The following is a 23,603-nucleotide window of genomic DNA, read 5'->3' as shown; positions in this document are numbered from 1 at the left end:
CGCCGGACGGGCTTGACCTCCAAGCCCGTCCGGCGCTCTCCCAGCAGTGGTGCGCGCGCTACCGCACGAAGACTCCCGCCTGGCTCGCCAGGTCCAGGAAGTACTGCGGGGCCAGGCCGAGCACCAGGGTGACCGCGACACCGACCGCGATCGTGGTCATCGTCAGCGGGGACGGGACGGCGACCGTGGGGCCGTCCGCCTTCGGCTCGCTGAAGAACATCAGCACGATGACCCGGATGTAGAAGAACGCGGCGATCGCCGAGGAGATCACACCGACGACGACCAGTCCGCCCGCGCCACCGTCGGCCGCGGCCTTGAACACCGCGAACTTCCCGGAGAAGCCCGAGGTCAGCGGGATACCGGCGAAGGCCAGCAGGAACACCGCGAAGACCGCGGCGACCAGCGGGGAGCGCCGGCCGAGCCCGGCCCACTTCGACAGGTGCGTCGCCTCGCCGCCCGCGTCACGCACCAGGGTGACGACGGCGAAGGCGCCGACCGTCACGAAGGAGTACGTGGCCAGGTAGAAGAGGACCGAGGAGATGCCCTCCGGCGTGGCCGCGATGACACCGGCCAGGATGAAGCCGGCGTGCGCGATCGAGGAGTAGGCCAGCAGCCGCTTGATGTCGGTCTGGGTGATGGCGACGATCGCACCGCCCAGCATCGTGAGGATCGCGACGCCCCACATGACCGGCCGCAGGTCCCAGGTGAGGCCCGGGACGACCACGTACAGCAGGCGCAGCAGCGCGCCGAACGCGGCGACCTTCGTGGCCGCGGCCATGAAGCCGGTGACCGGGGTCGGGGCGCCCTGGTAGACGTCCGGGGTCCACATGTGGAACGGGACGGCGCCGACCTTGAAGAGCAGGCCGGTCAGGATCATCGCGCCGCCGATGAGCAGCAGCGCGTCGTTGCCCATGGTGTCCGCGAGCGCCGGGTCGATCTGCTGGATGGAGCCGTCGACGACGGAGGCGATCTTCGCGTACGAGACGGAGCCCGCGTACCCGTACAGCAGGGCGATCCCGAAGAGCAGGAACGCCGAGGAGAAGGCGCCGAGCAGGAAGTACTTCACCGCGGCCTCCTGCGACATCAGCCGCTTGCGGCGGGCGACGGCGCACAGGAGGTAGAGCGGGAGCGAGAAGACTTCCAGGGCCACGAAGAGCGTCAGCAGATCGTTGGCGGCGGGGAAGACCAGCATGCCCGCCACCGAGAAGAGGATCAGCGGGAAGACCTCGGTGGTGGTGAACCCGGCCTTGACGGCGGCCTTCTCGCTGTCGCTGCCGGGGACCGAAGCGGCCTGCGCGGCGAACGAGTCGATGCGGTTTCCGTGCGACTCGGGATCGAGCCGCCGCTCGGCGAAGGTGAAGACGGCGACCAGTGACGTCAGCAGGATGGTGCCCTGGAGGAACAGGGCGGGCCCGTCGATCGCGACGGCCCCCATCGCGGCGATGTGCGCCTTCGTCGTCCCGTATCCGCCGGCCGCCAGGCCGACCACCGCGGCGAACGCGGCGACGAGGGCGAGGACGGTCAGGAAGACCTGCGTGTAGTAGCGGGCCCGGCGCGGCACGAAGGCCTCGACGAGCACGCCCACGACGGCGACTCCGATCACGATCAGGACCGGGGTCAGCTGGGCGTACTCGATGACCGGCGCCTTGAACTTCTCGTCAGGGGCGGCCGATGTCACCCCGCCCGCCATTGTCCACAGGCTGTGGACAGCTGTTGCGCTCACTGGGCGGCCTCCACCTCGGGCTGGGGGTCCTTCTTCTGTACGTCCGACATGGTGTGCTGCACCGCCGGGTTGACGATGTCGGTCAGCGGCTTCGGATAGACACCCAGGAAGATCAGCAGTGCGATCAGCGGGACGACCACCACCAGCTCACGGACCTTGAGGTCCGCCATGCCCTGGACCTCGGCCTTGACCGGTCCCGTCATCGTCCGCTGGTAGAGGACGAGGACGTAGATCGCGGCGAGCACGATCCCGGTGGTGGCGATGATGCCGACCGCCGGATACGCGGAGAACGCGCCGACCAGGACCAGGAACTCGCTGACGAACGGGGCGAGCCCCGGCAGCGACAGGGTGGCCAGACCGCCGATCAGGAAGGTGCCGGCCAGGACCGGGGCCACCTTCTGCACTCCCCCGTAGTCGGCGATGAGCCGCGATCCGCGGCGGGTGATCAGGAAGCCCGCCACCAGCATCAGCGCGGCGGTCGAGATGCCGTGGTTGACCATGTAGAGCGTCGCGCCCGACTGGCCCTGGCTCGTCATCGCGAAGATGCCCAGGATGATGAAGCCGAAGTGCGAGATCGACGCGTAGGCGATCAGCCGCTTGATGTCGCGCTGGCCGACGGCGAGCAACGCCCCGTAGACGATGCTGATCAGCGCCAGGACCAGGACCACCGGGGTGGCCCACTTGCTGGCCTCCGGGAAGAGCTGGAGGCAGAAGCGCAGCATCGCGAAGGTGCCGACCTTGTCGACGACCGCGGTGATCAGCACGGCGACCGGGGTGGTCGCCTCGCCCATGGCGTTGGGCAGCCAGGTGTGCAGCGGCCACAGCGGGGCCTTCACCGCGAAGGCGAAGAAGAACCCGAGGAAGAGCCAGCGTTCGGTGCTTGTCGCCATGGACAGCGTGCCGTTGGCCCGGGCCTCGGCGATCTCGGAGAGCGAGAACGTCCCCGTGACCGTGTACAGCCCGATCACCGCGGCCAGCATGATGAGGCCGCCGACCAGGTTGTAGAGGAGGAACTTCACGGCCGCGTAGGAGCGCTGGGCGGCGGCGTTCTCGTCGCTGCCGGTGTGGGCCCGGTCCCCGAAGCCGCCGATGAGGAAGTACATCGGGATGAGCATGGCTTCGAAGAGGATGTAGAAGAGGAAGACGTCGGTGGCCTCGAAGGAGAGGACCACCATCGCCTCGACCATGAGGATCAGGGCGAAGAAGCCCTGGGTGGGGCGCCACCGCGACGAGTTCGTCTCCAGGGGGTCGGCGTCGTGCCAGCCGGCCAGGATGACGAAGGGGATCAGCAGGGCGGTGAGCGCCATGAGCGCCACCCCGATGCCATCCACCCCCAGCTCGTACCGCACCCCGAAGTCCTTGATCCAGGCGTGCGATTCGGTGAGCTGGTAGCGGCTGCCGCCGGGTTCGAAGCGGGCGAGCGCGATTCCCGCGAGGACCAGGGTGGCCAGCGAGAAGAGCAGCGCCAGCCATTTGGCGAACGTGCGCCGCGCGGCCGGGACGGCGGCGGTGGCGACCGCGCCGATCGCGGGGAGCGCCGCCGTCGCTGTCAGGAGGGGAAAGGACATGTGATCAGACCGCCCTCATCAGCAGGGTCGCGGCGATGAGAACCGCCGTACCGCCGAACATCGAGACCGCGTAGGAGCGGGCGTAGCCGTTCTGCAGTTTGCGCAGCCGGCCGGAGAGCCCGCCCATCGAGGCGGCCGTGCCGTTGACGACGCCGTCGACCAGGGTGTGGTCGACGTAGACCAGCGAGCGGGTGAGGTGCTCGCCGCCGCGGACCAGGACCACGTGGTTGAAGTCGTCCTGGAGGAGATCGCGGCGCGCGGCCCGGGTGAGCAGCGAGCCGCGCGGGGCGACTGCGGGCACCGGCTTGCGGCCGTACATCGCCCAGGCGATGCCGACACCGATGACGAGCACCACCATGGTGGCGGCGGTGACGGTGGTCGCGCTGACCGGTGCGTCGCCGTGGTCGTGGCCGGTGACGGGCTCCAGCCAGTGCAGGAAGCGGTCGCCGATGGAGAAGAAGCCACCGGCGAAGACCGAGCCGAACGCGAGCACGATCATCGGGATCGTCATGGACTTCGGGGACTCGTGCGGGTGCGGCTCATGGCCGTCCGCGTCGGGCTGCCAGCGCTTCTCGCCGAAGAACGTCAGCAGCATCACGCGCGTCATGTAGAACGCGGTGATCGCGGCGCCCAGCAGCGTGACCGCGCCGAGGATCCAGCCCTCGGTGCCGCCCTTGGCGAAGGCCGCCTCGATGATCTTGTCCTTGGAGAAGAAGCCGGACAGTCCGGGGAAGCCGATGATGGCGAGGTAGCCGAGACCGAAGGTGATGAAGGTGACCGGCATGTACTTCCGCAGGCCGCCGTACTTCCTCATGTCGACCTCTTCGTTCATGCCGTGCATGACCGAACCGGCGCCGAGGAAGAGCCCGGCCTTGAAGAAGCCGTGCGTCACCAGGTGCATGATCGCGAAGACGTAGCCGATCGGGCCGAGCCCGGCGGCCAGCATCATGTAGCCGATCTGCGACATCGTCGACCCGGCGAGGGCCTTCTTGATGTCGTCCTTCGCGCAACCGACGATGGCTCCGAAGATCAGCGTGACCGCACCGACGACCACGACGACCAGCTGTGCGTCCGGGGCGTTGTTGAAGATCACGCCGGACCGGACGACGAGGTAGACGCCCGCGGTGACCATGGTGGCGGCGTGGATCAGGGCCGAGACCGGGGTCGGGCCCTCCATCGCGTCACCGAGCCAGGACTGCAGCGGGACCTGGGCGGACTTGCCGCACGCGGCGAGCAGCAGCATCAGGCCGATCGCCGTCAGCTTGCCCTCGCTCGCCTGATCGCCGCCGGCGGCCTCCAGGACCGGGCCGAAGGCGAAGGTGCCGAACGTGGTGAACATCAGCATGATCGCGATCGACAGGCCCATGTCGCCGACCCGGTTGACCAGGAAGGCCTTCTTCGCGGCGGTGGCCGCGCTGGGCTTGTGCTGCCAGAAGCCGATGAGCAGGTACGACGCCAGACCGACGCCCTCCCACCCGACGTACAGCAGCAGGTAGTTGTCGGCGATGACCAGGATCAGCATCGCCGCGAGGAACAGGTTCAGATAGCCGAAGAAGCGGCGGCGGCGCTCGTCGTGCGCCATGTAGCCGACCGAGTAGATGTGGATCAGCGTGCCCACACCGGTGATCAGCAGGACGAACGTCATCGACAGCTGGTCGAGCTGGAAGGCCACATCGGCCTGGAAGCCCTCGACCGGAATCCAGCTGAACAGCTTCTGGTGCAGGGCCCGGTCCTCGGCGCCCTTCCCCAGCATGTCGAGGAAGATCACCACGCCGATGACGAAGGAGGCGGCGGCGAGCAGGGTGCCGAGCCAGTGGCCCACACGGTCGAGCCGCCGGCCGCCGCAGAGCAGCACCGCCGCTCCGAGCAGGGGCGCCGCGACAAGCAGCGCAATCAGGTTCTCCACGGTACAAGCGCCCCTCTACAGCTTCATCAGGCTGGCATCGTCGACCGAGGCCGAGTGGCGGGAACGGAACAGCGACACGATGATCGCGAGCCCGACGACGACCTCCGCGGCGGCGACGACCATCGTGAAGAAGGCGATGATCTGGCCGTCGAGGTTGCCGTGCATACGGGAGAAGGTGACGAACGCGAGGTTGCAGGCGTTGAGCATCAGCTCCACGCACATGAACACCACGATCGCGTTCCGCCTGATCAGCACCCCGGACGCGCCGATGGTGAACAACAGAGCGGCGAGGTAGAGGTAGTTGACCGGATTCACTTGGCGACCTCCTCTTCTTCGGCGTCGTCCCGGCCGAGCCGTTCACCGGAGCGCTGCTCCAGTGCCTTGAGCTCGGCCAGCGACTCGTTGGACACATCGCGCATCTGGCCGCGCTTGCGCAGCGTCTGCATCACGGTGAGTTCGGACGGAGTGCCGTCGGGGAGCAGACCGGCGATGTCCACGGCGTTGTGCCGGGCGTAGACACCGGGGGCGGGCAGCGGCGGCAGGTGGCTGCTGCGTACGCGCTCCTCGGACATCTCCCGCTGGGTCTTGGCCCGTTCGGTGCGCTCGCGGTGCGTGAGCACCATCGCGCCGACGGTCGCGGTGATCAGCAGGGCGCCGGTGATCTCGAAGGCGAAGACGTACTTGGTGAAGATGAGGCTGGCGAGCCCCTCCACGTTTCCACCGTGCTCGGCGTTGGCCGCGCCGAGCCCGTTGAAGCTGTGCAGCGAGGCGTTGCCGATACCGGCGATCAGCAGGACGCCGAAGCCGAGCCCGCAGGCGACGGCCAGCCAGCGCTGGCCCTTGAGGGTCTCCTTCAGCGAGTCGGCCGCCGTCACACCGACGAGCATGACCACGAAGAGGAACAGCATCATGATCGCGCCGGTGTAGACGACGATCTGGACGATGCCCAGGAAGTAGGCGCCGTTGGCGAGGTAGAAGACCGCCAGGATGATCATGGTCCCGGCGAGGCTGAGCGCACTGTGCACGGCCCTCTTCATCAGCACGGTGGACAGCGCGCCGATCACGGCGACGGTGCCGAGCACCCAGAACTGGAAGGCCTCGCCCGTGGACGTCTGGGAGGCCGCTGCGGCCAGGCCGGTCATGCGTCCACCTCCTGTGCCGAGCCGTTGCTCTCGCTGTCGCCGTCCGACGGCTTCTCACCCTTGGAGACGGCGGTCTGGCGTTCCGTACCGGGAGCGACCTCGGTCACCAGGCCCCGGTAGTAGTCCTGTTCGTCCGTGCCGGGGAAGATCGCGTGCGGGCTGTCGACCATGCCCTCCTCCAGGCCCGCGAGCAGCTCGTCCTTGGTGTAGATGAGGCTCTCGCGGGTGGTGTTGGCGAGCTCGAACTCGTTGGTCATCGTCAGCGCCCTGGTCGGGCAGGCCTCGATGCACAGTCCGCACAGGATGCAGCGCGCGTAGTTGATCTGGTAGACGCGGCCGTAGCGTTCCCCCGGGGAGTAGCGCTCCTCCTCGGTGTTGTCCGCGCCCTCGACATAGATCGCGTCGGCCGGACAGGCCCAGGCGCACAGCTCGCAGCCGATGCACTTCTCCAGGCCGTCCGGGTGGCGGTTGAGCTGGTGCCGGCCGTGGAAGCGCGGCGCCGTCACCTTCGGCGTCTCCGGATACTGCTCGGTCAGCCGCTTCTTGAACATGGCCTTGAAGGTCACGCCGAAGCCGGCCACCGGATTCTGGAACTTGTCGTCCGAGGACTGCGGGGACTGGGCGGACCCGCCGGCCCCCGAGCCCCCGGAAGCCACACTCGACCCCGTCGGCCCGGTGGCCTTCGGCGGGCCCTGGGACCCCTGCGACTCAGGCAGTTCAGACATGGTCGGCCTCCTTTCCGTCACTCGGATTTCCGTCACTCTGAGTATCCGCGCCACCACTGACAACGAGCTCCCGCTCGCGGCGTGGCCTGCGCCTCGGCACCGGTGGCAGGGTCTGTCCCGGCAGCGGTGGCACCGGGAACCCCCCCGCCATCGGGTCGAACGCCGGCTCCGGTTCCGCGTCGGCCGCTTCGGCCCGGCCCTTCTTGTCGCGGAAGATGTCGACGACGAAGGAGATCAGCAGGATCGCGATCACGGCCCCGGCCACGTAGAGCAGGATCTTCGAGTAGTCGTAGCCCTCGTTGCGCAGGGCCCGCACCGTGGCGACCAGCATCAGCCAGACCACGGAGACCGGGATCAGGACCTTCCAGCCCAGCTTCATCAGCTGGTCGTAGCGGACCCGGGGCAGCGTGCCGCGCAGCCAGATGAAGAAGAACAGCAGCAGCTGGACCTTGATGACGAACCAGAGCATCGGCCACCAGCCGTGGTTCGCGCCCTCCCAGAAGGTGCTGATCGGCCACGGGGCCCGCCAGCCGCCCAGGAACAGGGTGATGGAGACCGCGGAGACGGTGACCATGTTGACGTACTCGGCGAGCATGAACATCGCGAACTTGATCGACGAGTACTCGGTGTTGAAGCCGCCGACCAGGTCGCCCTCGGACTCCGGCATGTCGAACGGGGCCCGGTTGGTCTCACCGACCATCGTGATGATGTAGATGATGAACGAGACCGGCAGCAGAATGATGAACCAGCGGTCCTGCTGGGCCTCCACGATCTTCGAGGTCGACATCGACCCGGAGTAGAGGAAGACCGAGGCGAACGCGGCGCCCATCGCGATCTCGTAGGAGATCATCTGCGCGCACGAGCGCAGGCCGCCGAGCAGCGGGTACGTCGATCCGGACGACCAGCCCGCCAGCACGATGCCGTAGATCCCGACCGAGGCGACCGCGAGGATGTAGAGCATCGCGATCGGCAGGTCGGTGAGCTGCATCGCCGTACGGTGCCCGAAGATCGAGACCTCGTTGCCGGACGGGCCGAACGGGATCACCGCGATGGCCATGAACGCCGGTACGGCGGCCACGATCGGGGCGAGGATGTAGATGAACTTGTCCGCCCGCTTGACGATGACGTCTTCCTTCAGCATCAGCTTGATGCCGTCGGCGAGCGACTGGAGCATGCCCCAGGGACCGTGCCGGTTGGGACCGATGCGCAGCTGCATCCAGGCGACGACCTTGCGCTCCCACACGATGGAGAAGAGCACGGTCACCATCAGAAACGCGAAGCAGAAGACCGCCTTGATGACGACGAGCCACCAGGGGTCGGTGCCGAACATGGACAGGTCCTCGGCGGCGAGCACTCCGCCGTGCGGAACCGCGGCCAGTTGAGCGAAGGCAGTCACGCTCGCACCTCCGGTGTGACGTCGGGAGTACCCGGTGCGGCGGGACCGATCCGCACCAGGCCGCCGGGCTGGGTGCCGGTACCGGCCGGCACGCCCCGTCCGGTGGAGTTCAGCGGCACCCAGACCACCCGGTCCGGCATGTCGGTGACCTGGAGCGGGAGTTCGACACTGCCCGCCGGGCCGCTGACGGACAGCAGATCGCCGTCCTTGACGCCGGTCTCTGCAGCGGTGACGGCGGAGAGCCGGGCGACCGCGGCGTGCCGGGTGCCGGCCAGCGCCGTATCGCCCTCCTGGAGCCGGCCCAGGTCGAGCAGCATCCGGTGGCCCGCGAGGACCGCCTCGCCGTCGCCCGGCCGGGGCAGCGGCTGGGCCGGCTCGCGCGGGTCGTCCGCGTGGCTGCCCGGCCGGCCGCCGAGGCGGTCCAGCTCGCGGCGCACCGACTTCAGGTCCGGCAGCGCGAAGTGGACGTCGAGCGCGTCGGCCAGCATGTGCAGCACCCGGGCGTCGCCCGGCGCGAGGGTCCGGGTCATCTGTTCCGGCTTCAGCGCGGCCTCGAACATCCGCGCCCTGCCCTCCCAGTTGAGGAAGGTGCCGGACTTCTCCGCGACCGCGGCGACCGGGAACACCACATCCGCGCGGTCGGTGACCTCACTGGGGCGGAGCTCCAGCGAGACCAGGAATCCGACCCGGTCCAGGGCCTCCAGGGCCCGGCCGGGGTCGGGCAGGTCCGCGGTCTCTACGCCGGCGACGAGCAGTGCGCCCAGTTCGCCGGTGGCCGCGGCCTCGATGATCTGGCCGGTGTCGCGGCCGAAGCCGGCCGGGAGTTCGGCGACGCCCCAGACGGCCGCCACCTCGTCCCGGGCCCGCGGGTCGGTGGCCGGGCGGCCGCCGGGCAGCAGGGACGGGAGCGCGCCCGCCTCCACCGCACCGCGTTCGCCGGCCCGGCGCGGGATCCACACCAGGGTGGCGCCGGTGGCCGTCGCCGTCCGTACCGCGGCGCTCAGCCCGCCCGGCACACCGGCCAGCCGTTCGCCCACCACGATCAGGGCGCCTTCGCCGCGCAGCGCCTCGGCCGCGGCGGCTCCGTCGCCGTCCAGGCCGACACCGCCCGCGATGGCGTCCAGCCACTCCGTCTCGGTGCCGGGGGCCGCGGGCAGCAGCGTGCCGCCCGCCTTCGTCAGCCCGCGGGTGGCGTGCGTGGCGACGGCGAAGGTCCGCTGCCCGTGCTTGCGGTTCGCCTTGCGCAGCCGCAGGAAGACGCCGGGCGCCTCCTCCTCGGACTCGAAGCCGACCAGCAGCACGGCCGGGGCCTTCTCCAGCGAGGTGTACGTGACCCCCGCACCGTCCAGGTCGCGTCCGCGCCCGGCGACGCGGGCGGCCAGGAAGTCGGCCTCCTCGCTGCTGTGCACCCGGGCCCGGAAGTCGATGTCGTTGGTGTCCAGGGCGATCCGGGCGAACTTGCCGTACGCGTACGCGTCCTCGACGGTCAGCCGGCCGCCCGTGAGGACCCCGGCCCGGCCGCGCGCCGCGGCGAGTCCGGCGGCGGCCGCTTCGAGCGCCTCGGGCCAGCTCGCCGGTTCCAGCTCACCGGAATCGCCCCGCACCAGCGGGGTGGTGAGCCGGTCGCGCTGCTGCGCGTACCGGAAGCCGAAGCGGCCCTTGTCGCAGAGCCACTCCTCGTTGACCTCGGGGTCGTTGGAGGCGAGCCGCCGCATGACCTTGCCGCGCCGGTGGTCGGTGCGGGTGGCACAGCCGCCCGCACAGTGTTCGCACACCGACGGCGTCGACACCAGGTCGAAGGGGCGGGAGCGGAACCGGTACGCCGCCGAGGTCAGCGCCCCGACGGGGCAGATCTGGATGGTGTTGCCGGAGAAGTACGACTCGAACGGGTCGCCCTCGCCGGTGCCGACCTGCTGGAGCGCGCCGCGCTCGATCAGCTCGATCATCGGGTCGCCCGCCACCTGGTTGGAGAACCGGGTGCAGCGGGCGCAGAGCACGCACCGCTCGCGGTCCAGCAGCACCTGGGTGGAGATCGGTACGGGCTTCTCGAAGGTGCGCTTCTTCCCGTCGAAGCGGGAGTCGGCGCCGCCGTGCGACATCGCCTGGTTCTGCAGGGGGCACTCGCCGCCCTTGTCGCAGACCGGGCAGTCCAGCGGGTGGTTGATGAGCAGGAGCTCCATCACCCCCTTCTGGGCCTTCTCCGCGACGGGCGAGGAGATCTGCGATTTGACGACCATGCCGTCGGTGCAGGTGATGGTGCAGGACGCCATCGGCTTGCGCTGGCCCTCGACCTCGACGATGCACTGGCGGCAGGCGCCGGCCGGGTCGAGGAGCGGGTGGTCGCAGAAGCGCGGGATCTCGATGCCGAGGAGTTCGGCGGCCCGGATGACCAGGGTGCCCTTGGGCACGCTGATCTCGATGCCGTCGATGGTCAGCGTGACGAGGTCCTCGGGCGGGAGAGCCGCCTCGCCGCCCCCGGAGGGCGCACTTGTGGTGACTGTCATGCGTTCACCCCCCGGTGAGCGTTCTTGTCGTCGGCCCAGACGGTCGACTTGGCAGGATCGAAGGGGCAGCCCTTGCCCGTGATGTGCTGCTCGTACTCCTCGCGGAAGTACTTGAGCGAGGAGAAGATCGGCGAGGCCGCGCCGTCGCCGAGGGCGCAGAACGACTTGCCGTTGATGTTGTCGGCGATGTCGTTCAGCTTGTCCAGGTCGGACATCTGGCCCTTGCCGGCCTCGATGTCGCGCAGCAACTGGACGAGCCAGTACGTACCTTCACGGCACGGCGTGCACTTGCCGCAGGACTCGTGGGCGTAGAACTCGGTCCAGCGGGTGACGGCGCGCACGACGCAGGTCGTCTCGTCGAAGCACTGGAGCGCCTTGGTGCCGAGCATGGAACCGGCGGCGCCGACGCCCTCGTAGTCGAGGGGCACGTCGAGGTGCTCCTCGGTGAACATCGGGGTGGAGGAGCCGCCCGGGGTCCAGAACTTGAGCCGGTGGCCGGGGCGCATGCCGCCGCTGATGTCGAGGAGCTGGCGCAGGGTGACGCCGAGGGGCGCCTCGTACTGGCCGGGTCCCACGACATGGCCGCTGAGCGAGTAGAGCGTGAAGCCCGGGGACTTCTCGCTGCCCATCGACTTGAACCAGTCCTTGCCCTTGTTCAGGATCGCGGGAACCGAGGCGATGGACTCGACGTTGTTCACCACAGTGGGGCAGGCGTACAGACCGGCGACCGCGGGGAAGGGCGGGCGCAGCCGGGGCTGGCCACGGCGTCCTTCGAGCGAGTCGAGCAGTGCGGTCTCCTCACCGCAGATGTACGCACCGGCGCCCGCGTGCACGGTGAGTTCCAGATCGAGTCCGGAGCCCAGGATGTTCGTGCCGAGATAGCCCGCCTCGTAGGCCTCGCGCACGGCCTCGTGCAGGCGCCGCAGTACGGGGACGACTTCACCGCGCAGGTAGATGAAGGCGTGCGAGGAGCGGATCGCGTAGCAGGCGATCACGATGCCTTCGATGAGGCTGTGCGGGTTGGCGAAGAGGAGCGGGATGTCCTTGCAGGTCCCGGGCTCCGACTCGTCGGCGTTGACCACCAGGTAGTGCGGTTTGCCGTCGCCCTGCGGGATGAACTGCCACTTCATCCCGGTGGGGAAGCCCGCGCCGCCACGGCCGCGCAGACCGGAGTCCTTGACGTACGCGATGAGGTCGTCCGGGGCCATGGTGAGGGCCTTGCGCAGTCCCTCGTACCCCTCGTGGCGGCGGTAGGTCTCCAGCGTCCAGGACTCGGGCTCGTCCCAGAAGGCGGAGAGGACCGGTGCGAGAAGCTTCTCGGGACTGGTCCCGTTCTTGTCGATTTCGGCGGCCAACGTCATCACTCCCCCTCCTCGGCGGCGGGGCCGGCCGGGTGGTCCGGGTCGGATGCCGAGGTCTCTTGTGGTGCGTCGTGGGAGCTGAGGTGTTCGGCGCCCTTCTGCGGTTCGTCGCTCGGGGCCTCGCCGCGCGGGCTCACCACGCGGGCCGGCGCCGTGACCTCGCCCTTGGCCAGCTTCAGGCCGATCAGCGAGGCCGGTCCGGCGCCGCCGGTCGCCTCGACCGCGCCCGGGCGCTCGTCGGGGAAACCGGCCAGGATCCGGGCGGTGTCCTTGTACGAGCACAGCGGGGCGCCGCGGGTCGGCTCGACGGTGCGGCCGGCGATCAGGTCGTCGACGAGCTGCGTCGCGCTCTCGGGCGTCTGGTTGTCGAAGAACTCCCAGTTGACCATCACGACGGGCGCGAAGTCGCAGGCCGCGTTGCACTCGATGTGTTCGAGGGTGACCTTGCCGTCCTCGGTCGTCTCGTCGTTGCCGACGCCGAGGTGCTCCTTGAGCCGGTCGAAGATCGCGTCGCCGCCCATCACCGCGCAGAGCGTGTTGGTGCAGACACCGACCTGGTAGTCGCCGCTCGGCCTGCGCCGGTACATCGAGTAGAAGGTGGCGACCGCGGTGACCTCGGCGGTGGTGAGGCCGAGCTGCTCGGCGCAGAACGCCATGCCCGTACGGGAGACGTAGCCCTCCTCGGACTGCACGAGGTGCAGCAGCGGCAGCAGCGCGGAGCGGCTGCCGGGGTAGCGGGCGATCACCTCCTTCGCGTCCGCTTCGAGCCTGGCGAGCACCTCGGCCGGATAGGCGGGGGCGGGGAGCTGCGGCATCCCCAGACTGACTTCCTGACGTGCTTCGGTCACCGGTCGACGCCTCCCATCACGGGGTCGATGGACGCGACGGCGACGATGACGTCGGCTACCTGGCCGCCCTCGCACATCGCCGCCATGGCCTGCAGATTGGTGAAGGACGGGTCGCGGAAGTGGACCCGGTAGGGGCGGGTGCCGCCGTCCGAGACGACGTGCACGCCGAGTTCGCCCTTGGGCGACTCGACCGCGGTGTACGTCTGCCCGGCCGGGACCCGGAAGCCCTCGGTCACCAGCTTGAAGTGGTGGATCAGGGCCTCCATGGAGGTGCCCATGATCTTCCTGATGTGGTCGAGCGAGTTGCCGAGTCCGTCCGGTCCGAGCGCGAGCTGCGCGGGCCAGGCGATCTTCTTGTCGCCGACCATGACCGGTCCCGGTTCGAGCCGGTCGATGCACTGCTCGATGATCCGCAGCGACTGGCGCATCTCCTCGAGACGGATGAGGAAGCGGCCGTAGGCGTCGCAGCTGTCCGCCGTGGGGACGTCGAACTCGTAGTTCTCGTACCCGCAGTAGGGATCGGTCTTGCGCAGGTCGTGCGGGAGCCCGGCGGAGCGCAGGACGGGGCCGGTGGCGCCGAGCGCCATGCAACCGGTCAGGTCGAGGTAACCGACGTCCTGCATACGGGCCTTGAAGATGGGGTTGCCGGTGGCGAGCGCGTCGTACTCCGGCAGGTTCTTCTTCATGGTCTTCACGAACTCGCGCAGATGGTCGACCGTGCCCGGGGGCAGGTCCTGGGCGAGGCCGCCGGGCCGGACGAACGCGTGGTTCATCCGCAGGCCGGTGATCAGCTCGAAGACATCGAGAACGAGTTCACGATCGCGGAAGCCGTAGATCATGATCGTCGTGGCGCCGAGCTCCATGCCGCCGGTGGCGATGCACACCAGGTGCGAGGAGAGCCGGTTGAGCTCCATCAGCAGCACGCGCAGGACGCTGGCCCGGTCGGGGATCTGGTCCTCGATGCCGAGGAGCTTCTCCACCCCCAGGCAGTACGCCGTCTCGTTGAAGAACGGCGTCAGGTAGTCCATGCGTGTGACGAAGGTGGTGCCCTGCGTCCAGTTGCGGAATTCGAGGTTCTTCTCGATGCCGGTGTGGAGGTAGCCGATACCGCAGCGGGCCTCGGTGACGGTCTCGCCGTCGATCTCCAGGATCAGCCGGAGCACACCGTGGGTGGACGGGTGCTGGGGACCCATGTTGACGATGATGCGCTCGTCGTCGGAGGCTGCCGCCGATTCGACGACCTCGTCCCAGTCGCCGCCGGTGACCGTATATACAGTCCCCTCGGTGGTCGCACGGGGTGTCGCGTGGGGAGTGGTCATCAGGAGTACGACCTCCGCTGGTCCGGAGACGGGATCTGGGCGCCCTTGTACTCGATGGCGATGCCGCCGAGCGGGTAGTCCTTGCGCTGCGGGAAGCCCTGCCAGTCGTCCGGCATCATGATCCGGGTCAGGGCGGGATGCCCGTCGAAGACGAGCCCGAAGAAGTCGTAGGTCTCGCGCTCGTGCCAGTCGTTGGTCGGGTAGACCGCGACGAGGGACGGGATGTGCGGATCGCTGTCCGGTGCGGACACCTCCAGCCGGATGAGCCGGCCGTGGGTGAGGGACCGCAGGTGGTAGACGGCGTGCAGTTCGCGTCCCTTGTCACCGAGGAAGTGGACGCCGCTCACCCCCGTACAGAGCTCGAAGCGCAGCGCCGGGTCGTCGCGCAGGGTCCTGGCGACGGTGGGCAGGTGCTCGCGGGCGATGTGGAAGGTGAGCTCGTCGCGGTCCACGACGGTCTTCTCGATGGCGTTCTCGGGAAGCAGCCCCTGTTCCTCCAGGGCTCCTTCGAGCTCGTCGGCGACCTCGTCGAACCAGCCGCCGTACGGGCGCGAGGTGGCGCCCGGCAGGGCGACCGTGCGGATGAGCCCGCCGTAGCCGGAGGTGTCGCCGCCGTTGTTCGCGCCGAACATGCCCTTGCGTACGCCGATGACCTCGCCGTGCTCGTCGCGCGGGGAGGGGACGCCGTTGGCGCCCTGCTCCTGGTCGCTCATCGCAGCAGCCCCTTCATCTCGATCAGGGGCAGTGCGTTGATCGCCGCTTCCTCCGCCTCGCGGGCGGCCTCCTCCGCGTTGACCCCGAGCTTGGAGCCCTGGATCTTCTGGTGGAGCTTGAGGATCGCGTCGATCAGCATCTCGGGACGCGGCGGGCAACCCGGCAAATAGATGTCAACCGGGACAATATGATCAACACCCTGAACAATGGCGTAATTGTTGAACATCCCGCCCGACGACGCACAAACCCCCATGGAGATGACCCACTTGGGGTTCGGCATCTGGTCGTAGACCTGTCGCAGGACGGGCGCCATCTTCTGGCTCACCCGCCCCGCCACGATCATCAGGTCCGCCTGCCGCGGCGATCCGCGGAAGACCTCCATCCCGAACCGGGCCAGGTCGTAGCGCCCGGCCCCGGTGGTCATCATCTCGATGGCGCAGCAGGCGAGGCCGAAGGTGGCAGGGAATACGGATGACTTCCGTACCCAGCCGGCGGCCTGCTCGACAGTGGTCAGCACGAAGCCGCTGGGCAGCTTCTCTTCGAGTCCCATGGTGTGCCCCTCAGCCCCTCAGTCCCATTCCAGACCGCCGCGGCGCCACACGTATGCGTAGGCGACGAAGACGGTGAGCACGAAGAGCAGCATCTCGACGAGCCCGAAGATCCCCAGGGCGTCGAAGGTGACCGCCCAGGGATAGAGGAAGACGATCTCGATGTCGAAGACGATGAAGAGCATCGCCGTCAGGTAGTACTTGATCGGGAAGCGGCCGCCTCCGGCTGGAGTGGGGGTGGGTTCGATACCGCACTCATACGCTTCGAGCTTTGCCCGGTTGTACCGCTTGGGACCGATAAGCGTGGCGCTGACCACGGAGAAGATCGCAAACCCTGCCCCGAGGGCGCCGAGCACGAGGATGGGCGCGTAGGCATTCACGCTCCTCGCTCCTTCCAGTCGTCCTTGACCGTTGGACCGCATCGGGCAATCTGGCTCGCCACCTCACCAAGATCGTGCACATGTGAGGCAGTTCACAAGCCCGACTGCCCCGCATCCTATGCCCGCCGTCCTGTGATCTGCGACACGGGGTACGACAACGCCTTTGTGATCTCCACCACCTGACGAACGATCATGAAGTCGGATGAGCGGTGATCTTCGTACGCGAAGCGGCCGAGTGATCACGAGACGTGACATTCACTCCCGTCACCGCTGGTCAAAGAGGTGTTGCTCTATCAAGCCACAGCGCCAACCGCCAAATTGGCGATGGACGCGATGCGGTGATATAGGGATCTGCCCCGGTCTGGGGTCAACCCGGGACACCGGGGACCGATCGGAGCCGCCCGGGGTCGCCCGGACGGGGGACGAAGTGGACGCTTCGCGACATTGCCACTCTTCCGGACGAATGGGCCGTCACGCGCCACCAGTTCCTCACCCGTTCCGCTCTTCTCGCGCGAGGCACTCGTATGCCCGTCACACCGAGACCATGCTGTGACCTGCATCACGCAACCTCCCCTGCCATACAAGCGGGCTTGGCCAACAGTGTGAACGGATGGTAAGTGACGGGCAATTCGGGCGTATTGCCGAAAACCCGTGATCACAGCCGTGATCGTGGGTGCCCGATTTGCCCGTTACGGCGTCAATAAGGGCCGCCAGAAAGCGGATTCACAGATTCCGAACGTAATTGTGTCGCAACACACGTTTCTTGATGGGACCCCTGAGGCCCTGATAGCGCTAGTACCCATGTCCCAAACCGCTCTCATACCCAGCCACCGGAAGCCCCGCCGAAACGCCTCGAAGACGGCGCTGCGGGCCGGAGTTGCCGGTGGCGTCCTCAGCACCATCGCGGTCGCAGGCGCTGCCGGTCCTGCCCAGGCGGCCGAGCCGGTGACCCAGACCATCGAGATGCCCACCATCACGGCCGGGCTCTCCACGACCGTCGCAGCGTCCGCCGAGGCCACGCAGCAGGTCGCCCTGGACCTGGAGACGCAGGCCAGCGAGGACGCCGCGGCCACGACCGCCGCCAAGGCCGCCAAGAAGGCCAAGGCAGAGGCCGTCCGCAAGGCGGAGGCCAAGAAGAAGGCCGAAGCCGCCGCGAAGGCCAAGGCGGAGGCCGCCGAGCGCGCCTCCCGCTCCACCGAGCGCACGACGCTCAGCGCCTCCTCCGGCTCCTCCTCGTCCGGTTCCTCGGCGTCGACCACCTCGGCCCCGTCCTCCTCGTCGGCCACCGGCTCCGCGGCCTCCGTCGTCTCCTTCGTGCAGATGCAGATCGGCGACGCGTACGTCTCCGGCGGCACCGGCCCCAACTCGTGGGACTGCTCCGGCCTCGTCCAGGCCGCGTTCCGCACGGTGGGCGTCGACCTGCCGCGCGTCTCGCAGAGCCAGTCCACGGCCGGCACCCAGGTCTCGCTGAGCAACCTCCAGCCGGGCGACATCCTTTACTGGGGCGGCGCGGGCAGCGCGTACCACGTCGGTGTGTACGTGGGCGGCGGCCAGTTCGTCGGCGCGCAGAACTCCTCCACCGGTGTGGTGCAGAAGCCCCTGGACTACGACCCGCCGTCGGGTGCGGTCCGCGTCCTCTGAGTTCTCGGATTCACAAGCGCCTCGGCGCACGTCGAAGGGCCGTGGCTCCCCCGCTCGGGAGCCTCGGCCCTTCACTGTGCGCCGAGGCGCTTGTGAACCGGGGCGAACAGCCCTGAACAGCCCCCACCGGACCGCACCGGTGGCATCCGGGTCAGTCCAGCGCTTCGGCCGCCCTGGTCATCGCGCCGCCCGCATCGCCCGTGTTCAGCACCCCCGCGGGCTCCAGCAACAGGATCGCGGTCTCCTCGGCGGCGACCGTACGGTGCTCGACGCCCCGGGGCACGACGACCAGTTCGCCCGGGTCGAGCACCACGTCCCCCTTCCGGAACTGGACGGTGAGCCGCCCGCTGACGACCATGAGCAGTTCGTCCGTGTCCTCGTGGGTGTGCCAGACGAACTCCCCCTTCAGCTTGGCGACCTTGACCTCGTAGTCGTTGACCGCCGCGATCCTCTTCTGGGACCAGAGCTCGGTGAACCGGGAGAGCCGCTCGCCGATGCTGACGGGGCCGGGAACCTCTGTGATGGACATGTCCCCAGCGTTCCGTGCCCGGCGCGGCCGGTCTTGTACGTTCCTGGCATGCCCGACGACCGGCCCCGTACCGCGATCACCGCCTGGCGACCCGGCGTTCAAGGGATTGCCGAGGTCTTCCACGCGCACTTCACCGACCACGCCTACCCGGTCCACACCCACGACACCTGGGACCTGATGATCCTGGACGAGGGGGCGGTCGACTTCGCCGTCGACCGGCATCGGCACGGGGTGGCCGGAGCCGGATCGGTCGTCCTGCTGCCGCCCCATGTCCCGCACGACGGACGTACGGCCCGGCCGTCCGGATTCCGCAAACGGGTGCTCTACCTGGACTCGGCGGTCCTCCCCCAGCGGCTGGCCGGGGCCGCGGTCGACGGCCCGGTGCACGGGGACGCGCTGCTGCGGCAGCGTATTCATCAGCTGCACGACACGCTGCGGAGCCCCTCGGACGCCTTCGAAGCCGAGTCCCGGCTGGCATTCGTACGCGAGCGGCTGCTCCAGCGCCTGCGGACGTCGCTGCCGCGCGCGCCCGGCCGCGAGGCCAACCGGCTGGCCACCGGCCTGCGCGAGCTGCTGGATGCCCGCATATCCACCGGAATATCACTGGACGAGGCGGCCGCGCGGCTGCACGCCCACCCCACCCACCTGATCCGCTGCTTCACCCGGACGTACGGCATCCCGCCGCACACCTACCTCACCGGCAGACGGGTGGACCGGGCCCGCCGGCTCCTGCTCTCCCGCGCCCGCCCGGCCGAGGTGGCCGCCACGGTCGGATTCCACGACCAGGCGCACCTCAGCCGGCACTTCACCCGCCATCTGGGGTCCCCGCCCGCGCGCTACGCCGGGTCCCGCCGGGTCAGGACCGCGGAGCCACCTTCGTCAGCCCGTTGATGATGCGGTCCATCGCGTCGCCGCCCGTCGGGTCGGTGAGGTTGGCGAGCATCTTCAGCGTGAACTTCATCAGCAGCGGGTGCGTCAGGCCGCGCTGGGTGGCGACCTTCATGACCTTCGGGTTGCCGATCAGCTTCACGAAGGCGCGGCCCATCGTGTAGTAGCCGCCGTAGGTCTCCTTGAGCACCTTCGGGTAGTTGTTCAGGGCCAGTTCGCGCTGGGCCGGGGTCGAGCGGGCGTGCGCCTGGACGATGACGTCCGCGGCGATCTGGCCCGACTCCATGGCGTACGCGATGCCTTCGCCGTTGAACGGGTTGACCATGCCGCCCGCGTCACCGACGAGCAGCAGGCCCTTGGTGTAGTGCGGCTGACGGTTGAAGGCCATCGGGAGGGCGGCGCCGCGGATCGGCATCGTCATGTTCTCCGGGGTGTAGCCCCAGTCCTGCGGCATGGACGCGCACCACGCCTTGAGGACCTCGCGCCAGTCCAGCTCCTTGAAGGCGGAGGAGGAGTTGAGGATGCCGAGGCCGACGTTGGAAGTGCCGTCGCCCATGCCGAAGATCCAGCCGTAGCCGGGCAGCAGCCGGTCCTCGACGCCCCGGCGGTCCCAGAGTTCCAGCCAGGACTCCAGGTAGTCGTCGTCGTGGCGGGGCGAGGTGAAGTACGTACGGACCGCGACGCCCATCGGGCGGTCCTCGCGCCGGTGCAGGCCCATCGCGAGCGAGAGCCTGGTGGAGTTGCCGTCGGCGGCGACGACGAGCGGGGCGTGGAAGGTGACCGGGGTCTTCTCCTCGCCGAGCTTCGCGTGCACGCCGGTGATCCGGCCGGTGCGCTCGTCCTTGATCGGTGCGCCGACGTTGCAGCGCTCGTACAGCCGCGCGCCGCCCTTCTGCGCCTGTCGGGCCAGCTGCTCGTCGAAGTCGTCGCGCTTGCGGACCAGTCCGTAGTCCGGGTACGAGGCGAGATCCGGCCAGTCCAGCTGGAGCCGGACGCCGCCGCCGATGATGCGCAGGCCCTTGTTGCGCAGCCAGCCGGCCTCTTCGGAGATGTCGATGCCCATGGAGACGAGCTGCTTGGTGGCGCGCGGGGTCAGGCCGTCGCCGCAGACCTTCTCGCGCGGGAACGCGGTCTTCTCCAGGAGGAGGACGTCGAGTCCCGCCTTGGCGAGGTAGTACGCGGTCGTGGAGCCGGCCGGGCCTGCCCCGACGACGATCACGTCCGCGCTGTGTTCGGACAGGGGCTCGGTCACGGTCGGATCTCCCGAGGACTCGAATATCGCGTGCCGCGCGGCACATGGCCAAGGCAGTCTATGGGGGCGTGCCGGGCTGCCTCCGAAGGGCTCCCCGATGTCGGCCGCGCCCCGCGCCGGAGCGGTTGCGCGCGGCCGGGGGGCCGCTCCTCGTCGGTCAGGCGCGTACGCCCCGGTGCAGCGCCACCACTCCGCCGGTCAGGTTGCGCCAGGCAACCTCCGACCAGCCGGCCTGCTGGAGCCTGGCGGCGAGCCCGGCCTGGTCGGGCCAGGCGCGGATCGACTCGGCGAGATAGACGTACGCGTCGGGGTTGGACGACACCGAGCGCGCGACCGGCGGCAGCGCCCGCATCAGGTACTCGGTGTAGACGGTCCGGAACGGCGTCCAGACCGGCTGCGAGAACTCGCAGATGACGACCCGCCCGCCGGGCTTCGTCACCCGGTACAGCTCGCGCAGCGCCTGGTCCGTGTCCTGGACGTTGCGCAGCCCGAAGGAGATCGTCACCGCGTCGAAGGTCTCGTCGCGGAACGGCAGCCGCGTCGCGTCGCCCGCGGTGAACGGCAGCCAGGAGTTGCGCTTCTTGCCCTCCTGGAGCATGCCGATGGAGAAGTCGCACGGCACGACGTACGCACCGGTCGCGGCGAACGGCAGCGAGGACGTCGCGGTCCCGGCGGCCAGATCGAGCACCTTCTCGGCGGGCCGGGCGGCCACCGCCTTCGCGACCGCTTTGCGCCACAGCCGCGCCTGGCCGAGCGAGAGCACGTCGTTGGTGAGATCGTAGTTCGCCGCCACGTCGTCGAACATCGAAGCGACTTCGTGCGGCTGCTTGTCCAGGGAGGCTCGGGTCACCCGCCCATTCAAGCAGCCCGGCCCCGGACTGATCGCGGCGGACGCCCGGGAGGAAGCGAACGCCCGGGAGAAACCCGTCTTCAACCTTTTCGGTCCGGCGGCACTCAGTACAGGGGGAGAGAGCACCAAGGACCACCGGGGAAACGGAGAGGGGGGACGGATGGCCGCAGCAGGCAGTGGGGGCGCGGACGGCTTCGAGGAGTTCGCCCGGGCGAGCCAGCGCCGGCTGTACCGCACGGCGTATCTGCTGTGCGGTGACGCGGAGAGCGCCCGCGATCTGACCCAGACGACGCTGGCGAAGCTCTTCCAGCACTGGCACCGGGCAAGCGCCGCCGAACACCCCGACGCCTACGCCCGGACCGTGCTGACCCGTACCTACATCGCCGAGCGCCGCCGCCGGCTGCGCGATTTCCGGGCCCATACGCCGATCGCCGCCCAGCCACCCGCGGTCGGCCCCGAGCTGACGCTCACCCTGCTGGCCGCGCTCACCGAACTGCCGCCCCGCGCACGGGCGATGGTCGTCCTGCGCTACTGGGAGGACCTGAGCGTGGAGACGGTCGCGGAGCTGCTGCGCTGCAGCCCGTCCACCGTGAAGAGCCAGTGCTCGCGCTCACTCGCCAGCCTGCGCACGCGGCTGGGCGACGCCCACCTCTACACCACCCGAAGCTGAGGAGAACCGCCGTGGACATGTCTTCGGACCGCTTTCCCCGCCGGGGACCGGACGAGGAGGCCGAGGCCCTGCTGATCCGGGCGGCCATGGAGCAGGCGACCGACGGTGCGCCGGCCCTGCCGGACCTGGTGCCCGCAGCCCTGGTGCAGGGCCGCAGCCGTCGCGTCCGGGCCCGCGCCGCCATCGGGGCGGGGGTGACGGGCGTGGTGGCGCTGGGTGTGCTGGGCGCGGTCCTGCCGGTGTGGGGCGGGGGCGGAAGCGTCGGTGCGGAGCCCGCCGGGACCTGGTCCGCCGCCTCGCGCGGTGCGCGTATCCCGCCGTCGGCCGTGCCCTCGGTCCCGGCGGCCCCCGTGACCACGGCGCCGTCGTGGGTCGCCCCCACGGATTCTCCGCTCCCCTCGCGCCTGCACATCGCGCCGTCGCCCGGCCAGTCGTCCATGGCGGATCTGCCGGACGCCGAACGGGTCCGGCAGGAGGGGTTCCAGCAGGAGGCCGCGGCGCTGCTCGACAAGCTGCTGCCACCGGAGTTCGGCCCGGTCCGGCCGGTGGACCTCGCGGTCAGCCGGTATCAGGGCGGGGCGGACGGCAAGGCCTTCCCCCTCGTCTTCTCGGTCCGCCCCATGGGCACTCCGGGGGGCGGCGCGGCCCCCGGGCAGCCGCCCTGCCGTGACGACCTGGACAAGAAGGTGCGCTGCCGGACGGCGACGCTCCCCGGCGGGATCGAGGCCCGCGCCGTCACCACGGCCTCCCGCCCACGGCAGTCGCAGTCCGTCACCACCACGGTCGTGCGTTTCGCGTACGGCGACAGCTCCGTCGCCCTCTCGGTCGGCGGAGACACGACCACGAAGACGTCGCCCCCGGTCAGCGTCGGCGAGCTGCTCGGCGTCGCCGGGAACGACAGATTCCTCGACCTCGTGAAATACGCGGACGAGCACTCGATGGAAACGAAGGAGTCCGCGGAACGTGTCGGCTGAGGCATCACGGAAGCAGAGACAGCGGCGCGGCCAGGGGCTGCGGCGGCGCGCACGGCAGGAGCGTCGCAGACGCAGCCGGATACGGGTGCTGCTCGCGGTCCTCGTGCCGGCGGCGCTGGTGTGCGCCGCGGTGCTGGCCGCCCCGCTGTGGACCGGCGGGGACGATCTGCCGGCCGCGGCGGCCGAGTCCGGGCCGGACGGTTCCACCGGGGGTGCGCCTGCGTCGTCCCCCGGCCCCGACTCGACGTCCGGGGCGAGCCCGGGCAAGAGCGCGAAAACGGAGCCGGCCCCCAAGGCCAGTCCGCGTGCGAAGCCCAAGGCCAGTCACAGCACCACCATTCCCGCGTCGGGCCCCGGCACCTTCACGGTCGCCCGGGCGGGCGTCACCTCGGGTGGCGGCAACGCCTACCGGGTCGAGGTGGAGGACGGTACGGGTGTCGACCCGGACAAGGCCGCCGCTCAGGTCGCCGGCATCCTGGCCGCACCGCGCGGCTGGGCGCACGGCGGGGCCCACACCTTCCACCAGGTCTCGGGAGGGACGGCGGGTCTGGTGGTCCGTATCGCCACGGCCGCGACCACCGACAGGATCTGCGGGCAGAGCCGACTCGACACCCATGGCGAGGACAACTGCCGCGTCGGCGTCGACGTGATGGTCAACCTCAAGC

The 23,603-nt window shown here is 69.6% G+C and carries 22 protein-coding genes; 5 read left to right on the top strand and 17 right to left on the bottom strand.

Annotated elements, in window-relative coordinates:
• Nucleotides 1–58: 58 nt before the first annotated feature.
• The 14 genes from nuoN to ACFVW8_RS00870 are packed head-to-tail and all read right to left on the bottom strand — an operon-like array spanning nucleotide 59 to nucleotide 16,134.
• Entirely contained in the window at nucleotides 59–1,723 is a 1,665-nt protein-coding gene (gene nuoN / locus ACFVW8_RS00935) for an NADH-quinone oxidoreductase subunit NuoN (protein WP_389685438.1), read from the bottom strand.
• A complete protein-coding gene (locus ACFVW8_RS00930; protein WP_389685437.1) occupies nucleotides 1,720–3,291 on the bottom strand; it encodes an NADH-quinone oxidoreductase subunit M in 1,572 nt (523 codons plus the stop codon). The genes nuoN and ACFVW8_RS00930 overlap by 4 nt, the downstream gene beginning before the upstream one ends.
• A gap of 4 nt (nucleotides 3,292–3,295) precedes the next feature.
• On the bottom strand, nucleotides 3,296–5,197 hold the full coding sequence (gene nuoL / locus ACFVW8_RS00925; RefSeq protein WP_389685436.1) for an NADH-quinone oxidoreductase subunit L: 1,902 nt from the start codon (nucleotides 5,195–5,197) through the stop codon (nucleotides 3,296–3,298).
• A 15-nt stretch (nucleotides 5,198–5,212) separates the two neighbouring features.
• Entirely contained in the window at nucleotides 5,213–5,512 is a 300-nt protein-coding gene (nuoK, locus tag ACFVW8_RS00920) for an NADH-quinone oxidoreductase subunit NuoK (RefSeq protein WP_024493678.1), read from the bottom strand.
• The gene (locus ACFVW8_RS00915; RefSeq protein ID WP_389685435.1) at nucleotides 5,509–6,339 is read right to left on the bottom strand and encodes an NADH-quinone oxidoreductase subunit J; all 831 of its coding nucleotides are present in this window, start codon (nucleotides 6,337–6,339) and stop codon (nucleotides 5,509–5,511) included. The genes nuoK and ACFVW8_RS00915 overlap by 4 nt, the downstream gene beginning before the upstream one ends.
• On the bottom strand, nucleotides 6,336–7,064 hold the full coding sequence (nuoI, locus tag ACFVW8_RS00910) for an NADH-quinone oxidoreductase subunit NuoI (protein WP_389685434.1): 729 nt from the start codon (nucleotides 7,062–7,064) through the stop codon (nucleotides 6,336–6,338). Before nuoI ends, ACFVW8_RS00915 begins: the two co-directional genes overlap by 4 nt.
• Nucleotides 7,057–8,460: an NADH-quinone oxidoreductase subunit NuoH gene (nuoH, locus tag ACFVW8_RS00905; RefSeq protein ID WP_389685433.1), complete on the bottom strand. Its 1,404-nt coding sequence runs from the start codon at nucleotides 8,458–8,460 to the stop codon at nucleotides 7,057–7,059. Before nuoH ends, nuoI begins: the two co-directional genes overlap by 8 nt.
• Nucleotides 8,457–10,964 (bottom strand): NADH-quinone oxidoreductase subunit G, encoded by a 2,508-nt coding sequence (locus ACFVW8_RS00900; RefSeq protein ID WP_389685432.1) that lies wholly within the window; start codon nucleotides 10,962–10,964, stop codon nucleotides 8,457–8,459. Before ACFVW8_RS00900 ends, nuoH begins: the two co-directional genes overlap by 4 nt.
• A complete protein-coding gene (nuoF, locus tag ACFVW8_RS00895) occupies nucleotides 10,961–12,328 on the bottom strand; it encodes an NADH-quinone oxidoreductase subunit NuoF (RefSeq protein ID WP_389685431.1) in 1,368 nt (455 codons plus the stop codon). Before nuoF ends, ACFVW8_RS00900 begins: the two co-directional genes overlap by 4 nt.
• Complete coding sequence (gene nuoE, locus ACFVW8_RS00890; protein ID WP_389685542.1) at nucleotides 12,325–13,140, bottom strand: NADH-quinone oxidoreductase subunit NuoE; 816 nt, start codon at nucleotides 13,138–13,140, stop codon at nucleotides 12,325–12,327. The genes nuoF and nuoE overlap by 4 nt, the downstream gene beginning before the upstream one ends.
• A 29-nt stretch (nucleotides 13,141–13,169) precedes the next feature.
• Nucleotides 13,170–14,492, bottom strand: coding sequence for an NADH-quinone oxidoreductase subunit D (locus ACFVW8_RS00885; protein WP_389685430.1), 1,323 nt, complete (start codon nucleotides 14,490–14,492; stop codon nucleotides 13,170–13,172).
• Nucleotides 14,492–15,205 (bottom strand): NADH-quinone oxidoreductase subunit C, encoded by a 714-nt coding sequence (locus tag ACFVW8_RS00880; RefSeq protein ID WP_389685429.1) that lies wholly within the window; start codon nucleotides 15,203–15,205, stop codon nucleotides 14,492–14,494. Before ACFVW8_RS00880 ends, ACFVW8_RS00885 begins: the two co-directional genes overlap by 1 nt.
• Nucleotides 15,202–15,756, bottom strand: coding sequence for an NADH-quinone oxidoreductase subunit B family protein (locus tag ACFVW8_RS00875; RefSeq protein ID WP_123524257.1), 555 nt, complete (start codon nucleotides 15,754–15,756; stop codon nucleotides 15,202–15,204). The genes ACFVW8_RS00880 and ACFVW8_RS00875 overlap by 4 nt, the downstream gene beginning before the upstream one ends.
• An 18-nt stretch (nucleotides 15,757–15,774) precedes the next feature.
• Nucleotides 15,775–16,134: an NADH-quinone oxidoreductase subunit A gene (locus tag ACFVW8_RS00870; RefSeq protein WP_123460983.1), complete on the bottom strand. Its 360-nt coding sequence runs from the start codon at nucleotides 16,132–16,134 to the stop codon at nucleotides 15,775–15,777.
• A gap of 801 nt (nucleotides 16,135–16,935) precedes the next feature.
• On the opposite strand from ACFVW8_RS00870, the gene ACFVW8_RS00865 reads away from it, so the two are divergent.
• Nucleotides 16,936–17,775, top strand: a complete 840-nt coding sequence (locus ACFVW8_RS00865; protein WP_389685428.1) for a C40 family peptidase — start codon at nucleotides 16,936–16,938, stop codon at nucleotides 17,773–17,775.
• 151 nt (nucleotides 17,776–17,926) lie between these two features.
• On the opposite strand, the gene ACFVW8_RS00860 is transcribed toward ACFVW8_RS00865, so the two are convergent.
• Nucleotides 17,927–18,304, bottom strand: a complete 378-nt coding sequence (locus ACFVW8_RS00860; RefSeq protein ID WP_389685427.1) for a cupin domain-containing protein — start codon at nucleotides 18,302–18,304, stop codon at nucleotides 17,927–17,929.
• A gap of 48 nt (nucleotides 18,305–18,352) precedes the next feature.
• Between ACFVW8_RS00860 and ACFVW8_RS00855 the strand changes: the two genes are divergently transcribed.
• Complete coding sequence (locus ACFVW8_RS00855; RefSeq protein ID WP_389685426.1) at nucleotides 18,353–19,195, top strand: helix-turn-helix domain-containing protein; 843 nt, start codon at nucleotides 18,353–18,355, stop codon at nucleotides 19,193–19,195.
• Here the strand turns inward: ACFVW8_RS00855 and ACFVW8_RS00850 are convergent.
• The gene (locus ACFVW8_RS00850; protein WP_389685425.1) at nucleotides 19,161–20,444 is read right to left on the bottom strand and encodes a geranylgeranyl reductase family protein; all 1,284 of its coding nucleotides are present in this window, start codon (nucleotides 20,442–20,444) and stop codon (nucleotides 19,161–19,163) included. The genes ACFVW8_RS00855 and ACFVW8_RS00850 overlap by 35 nt on opposite strands.
• A 157-nt stretch (nucleotides 20,445–20,601) precedes the next feature.
• Nucleotides 20,602–21,294 (bottom strand): demethylmenaquinone methyltransferase, encoded by a 693-nt coding sequence (locus ACFVW8_RS00845; protein WP_389685424.1) that lies wholly within the window; start codon nucleotides 21,292–21,294, stop codon nucleotides 20,602–20,604.
• 160 nt (nucleotides 21,295–21,454) lie between these two features.
• Here ACFVW8_RS00845 and ACFVW8_RS00840 point away from each other — a divergent pair, with 160 nt between their 5' ends.
• The 3 genes from ACFVW8_RS00840 to ACFVW8_RS00830 form a co-directional block, all read left to right on the top strand.
• Nucleotides 21,455–21,964, top strand: a complete 510-nt coding sequence (locus tag ACFVW8_RS00840) for a SigE family RNA polymerase sigma factor (RefSeq protein WP_389685423.1) — start codon at nucleotides 21,455–21,457, stop codon at nucleotides 21,962–21,964.
• A gap of 17 nt (nucleotides 21,965–21,981) precedes the next feature.
• Entirely contained in the window at nucleotides 21,982–22,938 is a 957-nt protein-coding gene (locus ACFVW8_RS00835; RefSeq protein ID WP_389685541.1) for a hypothetical protein, read from the top strand.
• A partial coding sequence (locus ACFVW8_RS00830; protein WP_389685422.1) for a DUF3152 domain-containing protein occupies nucleotides 22,928–23,603 on the top strand: 676 nt, incomplete at its 3' end. The genes ACFVW8_RS00835 and ACFVW8_RS00830, both read left to right, overlap by 11 nt.

Origin of the sequence: Streptomyces sp. NPDC058221, from assembly GCF_042882365.1 — a bacterium.
In the GTDB taxonomy this organism is placed as follows: Bacteria; Actinomycetota; Actinomycetes; order Streptomycetales; family Streptomycetaceae; genus Streptomyces.
Note: the sequence above shows the minus strand (reverse complement) of the source record. Positions and strands in the feature narration are given on the sequence as shown.

Excerpts from the sequence above, each read along its gene's own strand:
- ACFVW8_RS00930 (WP_389685437.1), bottom strand. The coding sequence starts at position 3,291 with ATGTCCTTTCCCCTCCTGACAGCGACGGCGGCGCTCCCCGCGATCGGC.
- ACFVW8_RS00915 (WP_389685435.1), bottom strand. The coding sequence starts at position 6,339 with ATGACCGGCCTGGCCGCAGCGGCCTCCCAGACGTCCACGGGCGAGGCC.
- nuoI (WP_389685434.1), bottom strand. The coding sequence starts at position 7,064 with ATGTCTGAACTGCCTGAGTCGCAGGGGTCCCAGGGCCCGCCGAAGGCC.
- ACFVW8_RS00900 (WP_389685432.1), bottom strand. The coding sequence starts at position 10,964 with ATGACAGTCACCACAAGTGCGCCCTCCGGGGGCGGCGAGGCGGCTCTC.
- nuoE (WP_389685542.1), bottom strand. The coding sequence starts at position 13,140 with ATGCCGCAGCTCCCCGCCCCCGCCTATCCGGCCGAGGTGCTCGCCAGG.
- ACFVW8_RS00885 (WP_389685430.1), bottom strand. The coding sequence starts at position 14,492 with ATGACCACTCCCCACGCGACACCCCGTGCGACCACCGAGGGGACTGTA.
- ACFVW8_RS00880 (WP_389685429.1), bottom strand. The coding sequence starts at position 15,205 with ATGAGCGACCAGGAGCAGGGCGCCAACGGCGTCCCCTCCCCGCGCGAC.
- ACFVW8_RS00875 (WP_123524257.1), bottom strand. The coding sequence starts at position 15,756 with ATGGGACTCGAAGAGAAGCTGCCCAGCGGCTTCGTGCTGACCACTGTC.
- ACFVW8_RS00865 (WP_389685428.1), top strand. The coding sequence starts at position 16,936 with ATGTCCCAAACCGCTCTCATACCCAGCCACCGGAAGCCCCGCCGAAAC.
- ACFVW8_RS00860 (WP_389685427.1), bottom strand. The coding sequence starts at position 18,304 with ATGTCCATCACAGAGGTTCCCGGCCCCGTCAGCATCGGCGAGCGGCTC.
- ACFVW8_RS00855 (WP_389685426.1), top strand. The coding sequence starts at position 18,353 with ATGCCCGACGACCGGCCCCGTACCGCGATCACCGCCTGGCGACCCGGC.
- ACFVW8_RS00840 (WP_389685423.1), top strand. The coding sequence starts at position 21,455 with ATGGCCGCAGCAGGCAGTGGGGGCGCGGACGGCTTCGAGGAGTTCGCC.
- ACFVW8_RS00835 (WP_389685541.1), top strand. The coding sequence starts at position 21,982 with ATGTCTTCGGACCGCTTTCCCCGCCGGGGACCGGACGAGGAGGCCGAG.